The organism is Pseudomonadota bacterium (assembly GCA_018817425.1).
Classification (GTDB): Bacteria; Desulfobacterota; Desulfobacteria; order Desulfobacterales; family RPRI01; genus RPRI01.
Genome location: JAHITX010000081.1, coordinates 21,613 through 36,931 on the forward strand (window position 1 = coordinate 21,613; position 15,319 = coordinate 36,931).

Consider the following 15,319-nt stretch of genomic DNA (forward strand, 5'->3'; position numbering starts at 1 on the left):
AGTCTTCAATGGATGCGTTCAAAGAAAAGGTGATTTGCCTTTAATGGTCATGACTAAATACAATATCTTGCTATGAGATTAGTTCAACACACTTTAAGAAATAAGAACGGAAACGCTATATTAGGGAATACGCGAATACAAAACATCATTCGATATCAATTTTTTTCAAATTTTAGAGGTAGCGATTTTGATGGATTGGGTTGATAAGCATGAATAAATTTGCATAGGGGATAGGTGGTCGATATTTATGACTAAGACAGATAGTAATGATCATTGTAGATCATGGTATGAGGAGAGTTATAGTGATGCGGGGTTTAAGGCACAGCGGCTATACCCGAATGAAGAGTTATGTCGTTTTTTGGGCAGAGAGTATTTTCTAAAAACGGCCAAAGCAGAGCGGAATCAGGTTCGTATTCTGGAGTTAGGATGTGGTTCTTGCTCCAATTTGTGGATGATTGCCAAGGAAGGATTTGATGCATATGGCATTGATCTTTCCTCCGAAGGTGTTTATCTTGGTAGAAAAATGCTTGAGTGTTGGGGAGTGGAAGCACAACTTGATTTAGGAACAATGAGCGAGTTGCCATATGAAACCAATTTTTTTGATGTAGTCGTGGATGTATTTTCTTCTTATTGTCTTTGTGAGGAGGAACTTCATCGCTGTATCAGTGAGATAAGTAGAGTTCTGAAACCTGGCGGCAATTTTTTTTCTTATACCCCTGGAGCAAAGTCAGATGCGTTCATAAATCCTTTTCCCGCTAATAAAATTGATGATTGGACATTGGATGGAATAAGAAGAGAGGATTCACCATACTATGGAAATTTTTATCCATTTCGTTTCATTGCCCCACAGAACTATAAGACACTCCTTGAGAAGAATGGCTTTAAAGTAAGCTATTTGGAAACTGTCAGCAGGACATATAACAATATGCAGGAATATTTTGAGTTTGTTACCATAGTTGGGGAAAAAAATGAAACTTACTAAGAGTTTGCGAATGCAAACGCATGCCAAAAAATTTATTCCTGGAATGACCCAGCTTCTTTCCAAACGGCCTGACATGTTCACCGAAGGAGTTTGGCCTGGGTATTTCGACAAAGCCAAAGGCATAGAAGTCTGGGATCTGGACGGCAATAAGTATATTGATATGAGCATTTCCGGAATCGGGGCCAATGTGCTTGGATATTCCGACCCAGATGTAGATGCTGCAGTTATAGAAGCTATTTCCAAAGGAACAAGCTGCTCTCTTAATTGTCCTGAGGAGGTTGAATTGGCTGAGTTGCTCTGTACTCTCCATCCTTGGGCTGAGATGGTGAGATATGCCCGCACAGGCGGAGAAGCCATGGCCATGGCAGTGCGTTTAGCCCGCGCCCACACGGGGCGAGATAAAATTGCTTTTTGTGGATATCATGGCTGGCACGATTGGTATTTATCCGCCAACCTTGGAACTGAAAACGCACTTGGGGAACATTTACTATCTGGCTTAAGCCCTGCTGGAGTTCCAAAAGGACTCAAAGATACTGCCTTCCCATTTCGGTACAATCAATTAGAAGAGCTGAAAGAAATTGTATCAAAGCACGCTGGTGACCTCGCGGCTATTGTAATGGAGCCCATTCGGAATGTGAAACCTGAACCTGGCTTTATCGAAGGTGTTAAGGCCTTGGCTGAGGAAACAGGCGCAGTATTTATTGTAGATGAGATTTCGGCAGGATTCAGATATAATACTGGTGGATCTCATATGGTTTTCTTCTCAGATATGCCGGATATGGCTGTCTTTTCTAAAGCACTCGGAAATGGATATGCAATAGCTGCTGTTATTGGAAGTGCTAAGGTAATGGAGGCTGCACAAAATAGCTTTATCTCCAGCACCTGCTGGACTGAAAGGGTTGGTCCAACAGCAGCAATAGCGACAATTAAGAAACATAAGGCCGTTTCGGCTGGCCCTCATCTTATTATGATTGGGGAGAAAGTTCAGTCCGGCTGGAGGAAAATTTCGGAAAAACATAATCTCCCAATTCATATAAGCGGAATGAAACCGATGGGACATTTCGTCTTTGAGCATGAAAAAAAACAGACAATGAAAGCCTATTTTATTCAACTCATGCTTGAATATGGCTTTTTGGCATCTAATATGTTTTATGCAATGTATGCGCATTCTGTAGGCGATGTTGAAAAGTATCTGGATGCAGCTGACTTTGCATTTGAAAAAATCGCAAGATCAATAGCACAAAATGATATTGAAAAAAGATTAGTTGGAAAACCATCAACAGTTGGTTTTATGAGGCTTGCTTAGCATGGGGCCAGGAGGCGTCGTTGCCATTATTCAAGGGAGAATGGGGTCCAGTCGTCTTCCTGGAAAACTTTTAATGGAGGTCATGAAAAGGCCTTTATTGTCCTATCAAATAGAGCGGTTGCGATTGAATAAGTGGATTACTCAGATCGTAGTTGCAACAACGACAAACACAAAAGATGATCCTGTCGTTGAGTGTGCTCACGGAGAACAAGTGCAAGTTTATAGGGGGTCCGAGTACGATGTGCTGGACCGTTATTATCAGGCTGCAAAGACATTTTCAGCAGAACATGTCATACGTCTAACAGGTGACTGCCCATTAATTGATATAGACACCTGTGATAGAATTTTAAATGAATACTTCACAACAGGACTTGACTATGTCCGTACCGGGGAGAGTTTTGCGGAAGGACTGGATTGTGAAATTATGTCATTTGAAGCATTAGAATGCTCCTGGATGAGGGCCAAATTGAAATCCGAGAGAGAGCATGTGACTCTGTATATTCGAAACCATACTGAACAATTTGCTATTAGAATTGTTGAGAATGAGACGGATGACAGCAAATATCGTATTACTATAGATGAAGAAGCAGATTTTCATGTTGTAAAGGCAATTTTCAATAGTCTTTATACTCAAGAGAACCCGTATTTTGGTATAGAGGCAATAAAGAAATTTCTTAATGCTAACCCAGATATTTACGCATTGAATGCAAATATTATAAGGAATGAAGGGTTGTTGAAATCATTGGTGAAAGATCAGATAGTTATTGAGTAAGATGTTATGAAACGTATCCTAATTACTGGTATTACTGGCCTCTTAGGTTCGAATCTCGCTTTATATTTTATGAATAAAAGTAGCGTGTTTGGAGTTTTGAACAAGAGCAAAATTTTTATACCAAATATTTCGTTATTGAACGGAGATATTCAGAACGAGGATGATATTACGGATATCTTAAAGAAGATCAAGCCGGATATTATTATACATTGTGCTGCAGAGACAAATGTTGATTATTGCGAAGAAAATATACCTCACGCCACCCTTTTGAACGCCACAGCCACAAAATATTTGGCCAATTACAGTAAAATATCCTCATGTAAATTAATATATATTTCTACAGATGCAATTTATCGAGGGGACAGGGGGGATTACTTCGAATTTGAAACACCTGAACCACAAAATATATATTCGAAAACAAAGTTGGCCGGAGAATTTTTTGTTCAAGAAAATGCTTCTGATTACTTAATTATCAGAACCAATATTTATGGATGGAATGCTCTTCAAAAACTTAATTTTGCTGAGTGGGTTATTGATCAAATAGAAGTTGGAAAGGGGGGAATCCCCGGTTTTGTTGATGTCGTTTTTTCACCTATTCTAGTGAATGATCTTGCTGGTGTCATTGAAAAAATGATAAATATTGATCTTTCTGGCATATACAATGTGGGCGCAAGAGATAATTGTTCGAAGTATGAATTTGCACGAATGATTTGTAGGCTTTTTGGCAAGAATGAGGATTTTATTAAAAAAGCGACGATAAAAGAATTTTTGTTTAAGGCACCACGACCTGAAAACACAAGCCTGAATGTAAATAAAATTTCTGATATTTTAGGCGTTGAATCAATGCCGACCGTTGAACACGGTCTGATCAAATTCAAAAAGCTGAAAGATACAGGTTTTCTTGCGTATTTGAAGAGCATGGCGGTTTGAAAAGATAAAGGTAGTCTCTTTACAGGAACAATTGGCGCGAATATAATTCATTCAAACTTAGTTTGGGGAGAATAAAATGACAATAATTCGAATAGCAGATCAGCTTATTGGAAAAGATCAACCTGCTTATTTTATTGCCGATATTGCAGCAAATCATGATGGGAGTATAAGTCGGGCAAAGGACTTGATTTCCTTGGTGAAAGAAGCCGGGGGGGATGCTGTAAAGTTTCAAAACTTTAGGGCGTCTAAGATTGTTAGTGAAAAAGGTTTCAAACTGATGGAAGGGCAAGTATCACACCAGAATAAATGGCAAAAATCTGTATATGAGGTTTACGAAGATGCTTCAATTCCCTTCGACTGGTCGGAGGAACTACATGCCTATTGCCGTGATATTGGAATCCATTACTTTTCGACACCATATGACTTCGAAGCCGTTGATATGCTTGAACAGTATGTGCTGGCTTATAAGATAGGATCCGGGGATATTACTTGGCTGGAAATGCTTGAAAGGATTGCCTTGAAAGCAAAACCAGTTCTACTTGCTACCGGTGCTTCTGCAATCGAAGAAGTTAAGCGAGCTGTGGCAACCATATTGTCCATTAATCCTCAACTTGTTTTAATGCAATGCAATACGAATTATACTGCCAGTGCAAAAAATTTTCGATATATCAATCTTAGGGTGCTGAATCTTTATCATAAGATATATCCTGAGCTTATACTGGGGCTGTCAGACCATACCCTCGGGCACGCCACTGTGTTGGGCGCTGTAGCGCTGGGAGCAAAGGTTATTGAAAAGCATTTTACTGATGATATATCCAGAAAGGGGCCGGATCACGCATTTTCCATGACACCCGCTACATGGAAAACCATGGTGGAGGGGACGAGAGAACTTGAAGCCGCCTTGGGAAATGAGGAAAAAAAAATTGAAGATAACGAACAAAATACAGTCATCATTCAAAGACGGTGTATTCGTGCTGCCCAGGATATCCCTATGGGGACTGTTTTAGAAAAACATATGCTTGACGTTTTAAGGCCTGCGCCAGGGGATGGGATTCTTCCTTACGACTTGCAGAAAGTATTAGGACGGCACCTGGTCAAGAGCCTCGGAGTTGGCGACCAGTTGAATTGGGAAATGCTGGGCGATCCCAAATAGCCGATGCGAATTTTATATTTTAGTAATGACTATACCACGCACGACCGAAGGTTCCTTCAGAAAATGGGAGAATCCTCTCACGAAATTTATTACCTACGATTGTTCGATAGTGCTGGTTTTTATGAAAAAAGACAGCTCCCGGAAAAGGTTCGGGTTATCGAATGGAATTATGGGAAGTTTAGTCAAAATGAACCCGAGCACCTCTTGGCTCTCATGCCGGAGTTCAATGCGGTTTTGGAAAACATTAAACCAGACCTCATTCATGCTGGGCCAATACAGTCGTGTGCTTTTATTGCAGCTCTGTCAGGATTTCATCCTTTTTTGGCAATGTCATGGGGATCGGATCTGTTGTTACATTCAGAAGAAAGTCCTCTTATGAGATGGGTAACGTCATTTGTTCTGAATCAAATGGATTTTTTTTTGTGTGATTGTGATGCAGTTTCTGAAAAGGCAGGAAAGTTTGCACAAGTAGATAAAGAACAAGTTATTGAATTTCCATGGGGGATAGAACTTGACAGATTTTATAGGGAGCCTGAAAGGGGGCAGAGGCTGCTTGAAAAACTTGGTTGGTACGATTGTATAATTGTTCTATCAAATAGAAGTTGGGAACCGTTGTATGGAATTGAATCTGTACTTAAAGGCTTTGCTGAAGCTCATAAACAGAATCCAAGGATGAGGCTTTTCTTACTTGGAGATGGGTCGATGCGGCAAGAGGTTGACAAGTTTATAGAGAGCAGAGACCTAAACGATAGTGTTTATAGACCCGGCGTGGTGCCTCAAAAAAAATTGTCGGCTTTTTATAGTGCTTCCAATATTTATCTAAGTTGTTCGTTCAGTGATGGTACTTCTATATCTCTTCTTGAGGCCATGGCCTGTGAACTCCTCATTATTGTCAGTGATATTCCCGGAAATAGAGAGTGGATCAAAAGGGAAGAAAATGGTTGGTTAGTTCATCCTTCAAACATTGACGAAATTGTTGATTCCCTTCTCAACGCTGCAAGGACTTCAAAGGAAGAAAGTAAAAAGATGGTTCGTTTGAATCGAAAGAACATTTTGAGGTATGCAAATTGGGATGAAAATGTAAAAAAATTGTTGCGGTTATATAAGTCTATTGAAGGAAAAAAATTTTGAAAAATTGAAGGCCTATTTTCATGTTTAAAAAGATAAAACAGAAAATTGTGTGTACCATAGAAGCCCGAATGACTTCTAACCGCTTGCCAGGAAAGGTGCTTCTTCCTCTGGCAGGAAAGCCCGCTCTGGAAAGACTAATAGAGCGTATTCGAAGAAGTACTTACGTCAATGATATTGTAGTTGCAACAACAATAAATAGAGATGACCAGCCGATTGTTGCTCTTTGTGAAAAAATAGGATGTTTTTACCATAGAGGAAGCGAAGAGGATGTACTTTCAAGGGTTTTAGGTGCCGCAAAATCTGTAGACGGCAACATTATTGTAGAAATTACCGGTGATTGCCCGCTAATTGACCACAGGCATATTGATAAAACAATTGAAGTGTTTTTTTCTGGTGATTATGATTATGCGGCCAATACAGTTGAGCGTTCTTTTCCAGATGGATTTGATGTACAGGTTTTTCCAGTTAATCTTTTAGAAAAGGTTGCTATGTTGACTCAGGATCCCATTGATCGGGTGCACGTTAGTTATTACATCTGGAACCATCCAAAGTGTTATAAACTTGCGAATTGGAAAGCTCAAGGGGATATGTACTGGCCAAGCCTTGGTCTTACCTTGGATGAGAAAGACGATTATCAATTAATAGATAAAATTTATAAAGAGTTGTTTTCAGAAAATAATGATTTTTCTGCAGAGGATATTATTGCTTTTCTTAGAAAGCGCCCCGATCTAACTGTAATTAATGCCCATGTTCGTCGAAAAGTTCCTGAGGAGGGATGAAATAATGGCTGTTTTGTATACCGCTGCTATTATCGGGTGTGGAAGAATTGGATCCGGATTTGACTCAACAGAATCTGAAAATATTTTAACCCATGCGAAAGCCTACACCCTTAATCCAAAAATTGAGCTGATAGCAGTGATGGATGCAGATTTAGATAAGGCTAACGCAGCAGGTATAAAGTGGGAATGCGAAAGTTTTGATAATATTGATATTTTATTGGAGAAAAACCCCGATATATTAAGTATATGTACTCCAGATGCCTCTCACTATGAAATTCTATTGAAATGTCTTAATTATCGGCCAAAGGCTGTTATTGCTGAAAAACCTTTAACTCTGGATGTTTCAAAGACAAAGGAAATTGTCACACGCTATCAGGATCTTGATGTTCCACTTTTTGTCAATTTTTCGAGGCGGTTTGACTATATAATGCAAGTGGTTCGAGAAAGAATATACAATGATGAATTGGGCGGTATCCTTCATGCCTCCATCAAATACTCGAAGGGAATCATGCATAACGGATCGCATGCCATTGATGCCTCGAATTTTTTATTTGGAAAATATATTTCCGGTTTCCCGGTGAATGATATTATTGATTATGATAAAAAGGATCCTACACTGGGTGCAGTTTTGTGTTATTCAAAGTGTCCGGCAGTTTTCCTTATGGCCTGTGATGAGCGCGCCTATTCAATATTTGAAGTTGATATTGTCGGGGAAAAAGGACGTATTAAACTTGATCAATCTGGAATGCAGTGCAGAGAGTATAAATTGAGGCGTGATCCTATCTTTGATGGATATATAGATATTGAAGAGGAACCGCCATACTCTACTAACTTGGGAAAGTCTATGCAAAAACTCGCAGAGAATGTTGTAGGCTACCTCGAGGGCAACGATTCGATTCTGTGTAGCGGGACAGATGCTCTTGCTGCACAGCAGATTTGTCAATCTCTTCTATCTCAGTATCAAGGAAGATCGAAATGAAAAACCTTGATTCAGTATCCAAAATTATCTCGATACTATCTGGTTTTGATAAATACTATTTATATTGTGTAGACCCCGGTGCATATAATTGTATGCGGTATATTTATGATGCTCTTATACAGACCAACGTGGAAGTTTCCTGGATAGCAGAAGGTTGGTGTAAATCAAATATTATGGAAAAAGAGGAAACGATACAATGGCATGAATTTGAACAAATGATGTCTTGCCTCCCATCAAGGGCAAATATTTGCCTGCTTTTAGGGTCACAAAATTGTTTCAAAAAGACTCATCATGCCATAGGTTTTTGTAATCTCCATAATATCACTAATTTTTTTCTTTTAGATCATTGGCTCAATTATGCTGAGCATTTTTTTGATTTTGAAACAAAGACTTCATTTTTACCGACAAAAATTGGTGTTATGGATGAAACTTCCCGGGATGGAATAGAAGATTCACTGGTTACGACACCATCAGGGCAAAGGCCTGAAATTTATATTGTGGGTCATCCTAAAATGGAGGCGAGTGTTAAAACAATACAAAATATTTCACTTTATGAAATTGGTAGTTATAGAAAAATGATAGGTGCCAAAAATAAAAAATTATACCTTTTTTTACTTGAACCAGTATACAAAGATTTTGCCTTAAATGAAGTGGGCGAACCCTTACTTGGATATACCGAATACACCATACTGAAATATTTTTTTAGTAATTATTCCGTTCTAAATACAAAAGTGATAATAAAACCGCACCCTCGGCAAGATATTGATGAATTATTGCAATTTCTTGAAACAAATATCTCGCAATCACTTTACGATTACACTGTTGATATGGAGCACGACCTTGAATTTCTCATTTCAATTGCTGATGAAGTTGTGGGTATGACAACCGTGGCATTGATTTTTGCTTTAAAAGCTGGGAAAAAGATTAGAAGCATACAGGTGGGGAGAAATGAATATGCTAGACAATTATCAAATAAGTATTTTGAAAACAATTTAACTGTTTGAATAAGGGATATTTATGAAACTGGCAATAAATGGTGGTAAATCTGTCCGGACAAAACTGTTTCCTCCATATCGTGTAATAGGGGCTGAAGAAAAAAATGCTGCAAACAGAGTTCTTGATTCCGGAGTTCTTTCTCGTTACCTCGGATGTTGGGATGATGACTTTTATGGTGGGCCTGAGGTTCAGGCCTTAGAAAAAGAATGGGCCAAGCACTTTGGCGTAAAAAATGCTGTTGCAGTTAATTCATGCACTTCAGGGCTTTACTGTGCCGTTGGTGCCACAGGAGTGGAGCCAGGAGAGGAAATCATTGTGAGCCCATACACAATGGCAGTCTCTGCTACTGCGCCTCTTATTTTCAATGCAATCCCTGTTTTTGCGGATATCGAAGAAGATTATTATTGTCTGGATCCAAAATCAGTTGAAGATCGAATCACAGATAGAACAAGAGCAATTATAGTTGTAAATATTTTTGGACAACCTTATGACGCAGAACGGATTAATGCCATTGCCCTTAAACATAACCTGTGTGTCATAGAGGACAATGCCCAGGCTCCAGGGGCATTGTACAAAGGCAAAAAAACAGGCACGCTTGGAGATATTGGCGTTTTCTCTCTTAATTATCATAAGCACATACATTGTGGTGAAGGGGGAATCGTGGTTACTAATAATGATGATTTAGCAGACCGAATCAGATTGATTCGCAACCATGCCGAAGCTGTTGTAGAAGATAAGTGTGTACAAAACATCGTGAATTTAATTGGTTTTAATTTTAGACTCCCTGAAATTGAGGCGGCTATCACAAGGTGTCAATTGAGAAAATTAGATCGGCTTGTAAAAGAAAGGCAGAAAAATTGTGAATATATTGCTGAAAAATTAAGTGGCATTCCAGCGATTATTCCTCCAAAGATCCGTGAAGGCTGTACTCATTCTTACTATGTTCATCCGTTTAAGTTTGACTATGAGATGGCGGGTGTTTCAAGGGATAGTTTTATTGCGGCTGTCTGTGCTGAACTACCGCCTACGGAACTTAGAGAAGCTGAAGGCCCTTTGATGAGCTGCGGGTATGTCAAACCGCTTTATCTACAACCTATGTTCCAGCAACGGATTGCATACGGATCTAAGGGGTTCCCATTTAATAACCCATGGTATGAAGGCGATGTTAAATATGAGAAAGGTCTATGCCCCATGACAGAAAAAATGTATGAAAAAGAGCTGTTTTTGCATGAAATGATGCGGCCAGGTATGATGAGAGAAGATTTGGATGATGTGGTAAGAGCATTTGAGAAGGTGTGGGTATTAAGAGATACGCTAAAAAAACATCATAATTAAGGTTTTCATATTGAATTATTAATGAATGAAGAGAGTTTATCGTGAAGAAATGTTTTAATGCGGAGGAAAGAAATGATGGAAATTCAATATGATATTTTTATTAAGGGAAATTTAATTGATTTAGTTTGTTTGAATGAAAGTATTGCATTAAATTCCAATTGGTATAATTGGTTCAACGATGAGGAAAATATGTATAATATGCAAAAGCATTATTTTCCAAGCACAAGAGAATCTCAGGTGAATTTTTTCCGAACTGTGATCAATAACAGCGCAACCATGTTGCAAGTGGGGATTTTTCATAAAAAAGATCAAATTTTGATTGGCGTGATTTCGTTATCGAAAATTGATTATCTGAATCGGAAGTGTGAAATTAGCGGTTTTATTGGAGAAAAAAAATATCAAAATATTCAAAATTTTCTTGAAGCTAACCGATTGCTAATATGCCATGCTTTTGAACAACTTAACATGAATAGAATATATGGTGGCGCAATTAAAAACGAGATTGCTGAATTATATTTACGCTCTCTTGGTTTTACACGGGAGGGTCTTTTGGTAGAGGATGTGTATAAAAATGGAATGTATAACGATGTTCACCTGATCGCAATTTCTCAAAAAAGATACAATGAATTTTTTAAAAAAAATGATGATAAAACAAATGAATTTTCATAATATAGTTGATCAAATAAGCAATCGCTCTGCGTTTCAAAAAAAACGTCTTAATAGTTATCTGGCAACCTGCGATGATACTTTTTTTCATCAAGCAGATGACTTTGTACTAAGGTATGAAGAATTTCTTGCTAAACGCCAAATTCCGATGGACTATGCAGTTGATGCCTATCTAAAGATGTGCAGCAACATGCTGCGTTGCCAAGTTGAATATCTGCGGTCTGGGCGCTACCCAAAAGTGACGGCAGAGCAAGCTAAACAAGCTGTATATGAAAGTGAAACTGAGATGCTTTCTTACATGGTTGGTTTAGGTCTTTCACAGTTCTTGTGGCCAACGCATTATCAAATGTTCAGTTTTTTTAAAAAAGTAATTTATGATGAGGCTAAATCTGTCTCCTCATATCTTGAAATTGGTCCTGGTCATGGCCTCTACATGGAATATGCGTTATCTAAACTTCATAAAGTCGATGTTGCTGTAGCTATTGACATCAGCTCCACATCTTTAGAACTATCGCGATCAATCATTCAATATTTTATTCCCAAAAAAAAAGAAGTTGAGTTTGTATTGGGTGATGTCACTAAAACAGATTTTGATAGGCATTTTGATTTCATCACAATGGGAGAGGTCCTTGAGCATGTTAATCAGCCAAAAGTACTTTTAAAGCAATTAAAGAAACTCTTGGCTCCAGGTGGAAAAGCATTTGTTTCTACATGTGCTAACAGTCCAGCGATTGATCATGTCGTTCAATTTGATAACGTGAAGCAAATGAGGGAGCTTATTATTAGCGCTGGTCTGACAATTCTTGTTGATCTTCCTTTGCCAGTGGAATCAATGTCGGTGAAAGAAGCTGAAGTTGAGCGTGTTACGATTAATTATTGTGCATTGTTGGAGTAAAATATGGCAAGAATAGAGGACATATATGTTGGGCAAATGGCAGAACTTCTACATGTTGTAACGACAGACGACCTAAATCGATTTGTTGCGTTGACGGGCGATGACAATCGTTTGCATGTTGATCCGGTATACGCTGCTAATACAAGTTTCAAAAAACCTGTTGTTCATGGTATGCTGGGAGTCTCCTTTATTTCAACTGTTATAGGGACGAAACTTCCTGGTGATGGCGCACTCTGGTTTGCCCAAAATCTTGAATTTATCCTTCCTGTTAGGGTTGGTGATCATTTAACTATCCGTGTAGAAGTAATCAGCAAAGATGAACGTTCTAAAATTATAGAGTTGAAGACAGATATTCTGAATCAGCGGCGTCAGAAGGTGACAACAGGTGTTGCAAAAGTGAAAATTGTTGAGCATGAAACTGAAGAACCAATCCATGCTTCCCCTTCCACAAAACGGGTAGCCTTGGTAGTCGGTGGATCAGGAGGAATTGGCTCTGCCATTTGTCGCGCTATGGCTGTGGAAGGTTTTGATGTTGCCATTCATTATTGGAAAAATGGTAACTATGCAAATCAAATTGCGGACCAGATTAAACCACATGGAAACAAAATATATGTTTGTCAAGCCGATATTCTCGATGAATCTTCTGTGAAAGAGATGGTGGAACAGGTGGTTCGTCACCTAGGTCCCATTACCGTTTTAGTTAATTGCACGACCGCAAAGATTGCTGCAATTAAGTTTTCAGACTTGATTTGGTCAGATTTTGAAGAACATCTCGGAACGACGATTCATGGTGCTTTTTCTCTTGTGCGGAGCGTTCTACCTTTTATGGAGAAGGCCCGTTCTGGAAAGATTATTCACATCAACTCTCTGTATGTTGACTCCCCGGAAACAAATCTTCTTCCCTATATTACTGCGAAAGGTGCGTTAATGGGATTTAGTCGTGCATTAGCATTGGATCTTGCGCCTAAAGGTATACAAGTTAATAGCGTTTCAGCAGGCATGACTGATACTGAACAGATTGCAGATGTTCCAGAGCGAGTACGATTGATGACGGCAGCCCAAACGCCATTACGCCGTCTGGCAAAACCTGAGGATGTAGCCGACGCTGTTGTCTTTCTTGCTTCTGACCGAGCTAATTTTATGGCAGGAGAAACCATACGAGTCAACGGAGGCCAAGTAATGCTATGAAATCTATGAAATATACAGAAATTTTAAAGAGTAATCGTGAATTGAAAACTCAATTGAGGGGTGAGAAGTATCAGATAGTGCTACTTTCCAACATTGTTGTTAATCAATTAAAAGAGGTTCTTGAGTTTGCTTTGCGCCAGATGGGAATCAACGCCGATGTTAGTATAGGCGAATATGACAATATTGTCCAAGATAGCAGTCGATATGTTCAAGCGGATGCTGTTGTTGTTTTTTGGGAGGCTGGCAATTTAGTTGAAGGGCTCCATTCAACTATAACATTGTATAACTCACACAGCATAGTTGCTTTAGCAGATCGTTTTGAAAGTGAAATAGAAATTGTCTTGAAGAATCTTCGGCATGTTCCTTTGGTACTTGTTAACTCATTTTCATCATTGCTTTTTGGCACCGACGAATTGCGCAGCGGTGCGCTGAAGCTTCTTTGCAAGCGATTAAATGAAGCTCTTGAGAATAGAGCCACACCTAATCAGCTTATTGTGGACTTGACTGCTATTCTGGCAAGAGTGGGGCTTGGGGCTGCTGCAGATTTTCGTCAGTTTCTGACCTCAAAAGCGCTTTATTCTGTTGATTTCTTTAAAATGTATGCAGAGGTGGTGAAAGGCTCTTTTTGTAGTGTAACCGGACGGGCACGTAAAGTTCTTGTGCTTGATTGTGACAATACCCTTTGGGCTGGTATTCTCGGGGAGGATGGTGAGGAAGGTATACAGATGGACACCACATCTTATAAAGGGAGAGTGTTTAGAGAAGTTCAGCAAATTCTTAAAGGATTTCGTCGGAAGGGGATTTTGCTAGCGCTTTGTAGTAAGAATAATTCTGAGGATGTTGAACGTATTCTGGCAACTCATCCTGACATTGTTTTGGCAGAAGAGGATTTAGTTGCAAAGAAAGTGAACTGGAACAATAAAGCAGCTAATATACGAGAGCTTGCTGATGAGTTGAATTTGGGTACCGATAGCTTTGTCTTTGTTGATGATTCGTCGTTTGAAATTGGGTTGGTAGAAAAAGAATTGCCACAAGTTAAGTGCATACAAGTGCCTGAAATATTATCAGAATATCCCGCTAAGATGCGTGAAGTAGAGCGGGACTTTTTTTTACTTTCTCAAACAGCTGAAGATGGGCTTAAAACTGAGCAATATCATCAAGAGCATCTGCGAAAAAGCCATGGGGTAAAATTCGATACAATAAATGATTATTTAACTTCACTTGGCCTGAATGTGAATATCATATTTGGAAAGGGTATTCCTATCCATAGGGTTTCGCAGATGACTCAGAAAACAAACCAGTTCAATCTTACCACGCGCCGCTACACAGAAGGCGATATACAGCGTATGTTAAAGACTCCAGACTGTTGGATATACGTTTTTTCAGTTGAGGATCGCTACGGTGATTATGGTCATACTGGTATGGCTATAATCGAAAAAGAGCAAGATGAGTTACATACGGCGCGTATTTCATCATTATTGATGAGCTGTCGGGTGATTGGGCGAAATGTCGAGTATGCTTTTTTTGATCGGTTAGTAGAAAGGCTATCACAAGCTGGTATAAAAACCCTGCGTGCGGAATATATAAGAACAGCAAAAAATGAACAGGTATCTCTTTTTTATAATGAATTAGGCTTCAACGTGGTGACATCGAATGACACACAAAGCAATTATGATATCAAACTTGATACCTATCAATACAGAAATATTTCTTATATTAATGTTACAGAAAAGGACAATTAAAATGAATGATCATAAAAAACGTATAATAGGTGTTATGAGTGCCGTATTTGAAATTGATTCATCCGAAATCACAGAAGATGCTGGGCCGGGCACTATTGGGAACTGGGACTCTTTGGGGCATATGAAGCTTGTGGTTGCTCTGGAGGAGGAATTCGACTATCGCTTCCCGGATGAAATGGTTGAGCAATTGATAAGTTTTAAATTGATTGAATTGACTCTGAAAGAGGCGTTAGAAATCGAAAAGTAAAAACCTTCTCAGTATCATGACCCTAAGAAAATTATTTTAAGGTGTACATAAGGATTTGAGCTTTTGTATTCTATGCAAGAGAGCCACTTTCAAAACGTTTCAGTTTGGTCAAGCTCAAGGCGGGCGAAAATTTCAACCACAGGAATACATTTAGTATTTCGAGGATTGAAATTTGAGCCCAACGCAGAGATCGGCCAAAATGGGGCGTTTTGAAACTG

The 15,319-nt window shown here is 39.0% G+C and carries 15 protein-coding genes; all 15 read left to right on the forward strand.

The window, feature by feature from the left end; all coding sequences use genetic code 11:
• Positions 1–247: 247 nt before the first annotated feature.
• The 15 genes from KKC46_14630 (at position 248) to KKC46_14700 (ending at position 15,101) form a co-directional block, all read left to right on the forward strand.
• Positions 248–982 carry a class I SAM-dependent methyltransferase gene (locus KKC46_14630; GenBank protein MBU1055042.1) on the forward strand — a complete coding sequence of 245 codons (735 nt, stop codon included), beginning with the start codon at positions 248–250 and terminating at the stop codon, positions 980–982.
• Entirely contained in the window at positions 969–2,288 is a 1,320-nt protein-coding gene (locus tag KKC46_14635) for an aminotransferase class III-fold pyridoxal phosphate-dependent enzyme (protein ID MBU1055043.1), read from the forward strand. The genes KKC46_14630 and KKC46_14635 overlap by 14 nt, the downstream gene beginning before the upstream one ends.
• 40 nt (positions 2,289–2,328) lie before the next feature.
• Positions 2,329–3,060 (forward strand): glycosyltransferase family protein, encoded by a 732-nt coding sequence (locus tag KKC46_14640; protein ID MBU1055044.1) that lies wholly within the window; start codon positions 2,329–2,331, stop codon positions 3,058–3,060.
• Between the two features lie 6 nt (positions 3,061–3,066).
• Complete coding sequence (locus KKC46_14645) at positions 3,067–3,990, forward strand: SDR family oxidoreductase (GenBank protein ID MBU1055045.1); 924 nt, start codon at positions 3,067–3,069, stop codon at positions 3,988–3,990.
• Between the two features lie 76 nt (positions 3,991–4,066).
• Positions 4,067–5,143, forward strand: a complete 1,077-nt coding sequence (locus KKC46_14650; protein ID MBU1055046.1) for an N-acetylneuraminate synthase family protein — start codon at positions 4,067–4,069, stop codon at positions 5,141–5,143.
• Between the two features lie 3 nt (positions 5,144–5,146).
• Positions 5,147–6,274: a glycosyltransferase family 4 protein gene (locus KKC46_14655; protein MBU1055047.1), complete on the forward strand. Its 1,128-nt coding sequence runs from the start codon at positions 5,147–5,149 to the stop codon at positions 6,272–6,274.
• 20 nt (positions 6,275–6,294) lie between these two features.
• Positions 6,295–7,053 carry a glycosyltransferase family protein gene (locus KKC46_14660; protein MBU1055048.1) on the forward strand — a complete coding sequence of 253 codons (759 nt, stop codon included), beginning with the start codon at positions 6,295–6,297 and terminating at the stop codon, positions 7,051–7,053.
• Between the two features lie 4 nt (positions 7,054–7,057).
• Positions 7,058–8,032 (forward strand): Gfo/Idh/MocA family oxidoreductase, encoded by a 975-nt coding sequence (locus KKC46_14665; protein ID MBU1055049.1) that lies wholly within the window; start codon positions 7,058–7,060, stop codon positions 8,030–8,032.
• Positions 8,029–9,036, forward strand: coding sequence for a hypothetical protein (locus KKC46_14670; protein ID MBU1055050.1), 1,008 nt, complete (start codon positions 8,029–8,031; stop codon positions 9,034–9,036). Before KKC46_14665 ends, KKC46_14670 begins: the two co-directional genes overlap by 4 nt.
• A gap of 13 nt (positions 9,037–9,049) precedes the next feature.
• Positions 9,050–10,363, forward strand: a complete 1,314-nt coding sequence (locus KKC46_14675) for a DegT/DnrJ/EryC1/StrS family aminotransferase (protein ID MBU1055051.1) — start codon at positions 9,050–9,052, stop codon at positions 10,361–10,363.
• Between the two features lie 72 nt (positions 10,364–10,435).
• Positions 10,436–11,032, forward strand: a complete 597-nt coding sequence (locus KKC46_14680) for a GNAT family N-acetyltransferase (GenBank protein ID MBU1055052.1) — start codon at positions 10,436–10,438, stop codon at positions 11,030–11,032.
• On the forward strand, positions 10,986–11,924 hold the full coding sequence (locus KKC46_14685) for a class I SAM-dependent methyltransferase (protein MBU1055053.1): 939 nt from the start codon (positions 10,986–10,988) through the stop codon (positions 11,922–11,924). Before KKC46_14680 ends, KKC46_14685 begins: the two co-directional genes overlap by 47 nt.
• A gap of 3 nt (positions 11,925–11,927) precedes the next feature.
• On the forward strand, positions 11,928–13,112 hold the full coding sequence (locus KKC46_14690) for an SDR family oxidoreductase (protein MBU1055054.1): 1,185 nt from the start codon (positions 11,928–11,930) through the stop codon (positions 13,110–13,112).
• Positions 13,109–14,854, forward strand: a complete 1,746-nt coding sequence (locus KKC46_14695; GenBank protein MBU1055055.1) for an HAD-IIIC family phosphatase — start codon at positions 13,109–13,111, stop codon at positions 14,852–14,854. Before KKC46_14690 ends, KKC46_14695 begins: the two co-directional genes overlap by 4 nt.
• Position 14,855: 1 nt before the next feature.
• Positions 14,856–15,101, forward strand: a complete 246-nt coding sequence (locus KKC46_14700; GenBank protein MBU1055056.1) for an acyl carrier protein — start codon at positions 14,856–14,858, stop codon at positions 15,099–15,101.
• Positions 15,102–15,319 lie beyond the last annotated feature (218 nt).

What these genes read in the sequence shown, in the direction of transcription:
- KKC46_14640 (MBU1055044.1), top strand. Translation starts at nt 2,329, where the DNA reads ATGGGGTCCAGTCGTCTTCCTGGAAAACTTTTAATGGAGGTCATGAAA.
- KKC46_14690 (MBU1055054.1), top strand. Translation starts at nt 11,928, where the DNA reads ATGGCAAGAATAGAGGACATATATGTTGGGCAAATGGCAGAACTTCTA.
- KKC46_14680 (MBU1055052.1), top strand. Translation starts at nt 10,436, where the DNA reads ATGATGGAAATTCAATATGATATTTTTATTAAGGGAAATTTAATTGAT.
- KKC46_14685 (MBU1055053.1), top strand. Translation starts at nt 10,986, where the DNA reads ATGAATTTTTTAAAAAAAATGATGATAAAACAAATGAATTTTCATAAT.
- KKC46_14630 (MBU1055042.1), top strand. Translation starts at nt 248, where the DNA reads ATGACTAAGACAGATAGTAATGATCATTGTAGATCATGGTATGAGGAG.
- KKC46_14660 (MBU1055048.1), top strand. Translation starts at nt 6,295, where the DNA reads ATGTTTAAAAAGATAAAACAGAAAATTGTGTGTACCATAGAAGCCCGA.
- KKC46_14695 (MBU1055055.1), top strand. Translation starts at nt 13,109, where the DNA reads ATGAAATCTATGAAATATACAGAAATTTTAAAGAGTAATCGTGAATTG.
- KKC46_14645 (MBU1055045.1), top strand. Translation starts at nt 3,067, where the DNA reads ATGAAACGTATCCTAATTACTGGTATTACTGGCCTCTTAGGTTCGAAT.
- KKC46_14700 (MBU1055056.1), top strand. Translation starts at nt 14,856, where the DNA reads ATGAATGATCATAAAAAACGTATAATAGGTGTTATGAGTGCCGTATTT.
- KKC46_14635 (MBU1055043.1), top strand. Translation starts at nt 969, where the DNA reads ATGAAACTTACTAAGAGTTTGCGAATGCAAACGCATGCCAAAAAATTT.
- KKC46_14650 (MBU1055046.1), top strand. Translation starts at nt 4,067, where the DNA reads ATGACAATAATTCGAATAGCAGATCAGCTTATTGGAAAAGATCAACCT.
- KKC46_14665 (MBU1055049.1), top strand. Translation starts at nt 7,058, where the DNA reads ATGGCTGTTTTGTATACCGCTGCTATTATCGGGTGTGGAAGAATTGGA.
- KKC46_14670 (MBU1055050.1), top strand. Translation starts at nt 8,029, where the DNA reads ATGAAAAACCTTGATTCAGTATCCAAAATTATCTCGATACTATCTGGT.
- KKC46_14655 (MBU1055047.1), top strand. Translation starts at nt 5,147, where the DNA reads ATGCGAATTTTATATTTTAGTAATGACTATACCACGCACGACCGAAGG.
- KKC46_14675 (MBU1055051.1), top strand. Translation starts at nt 9,050, where the DNA reads ATGAAACTGGCAATAAATGGTGGTAAATCTGTCCGGACAAAACTGTTT.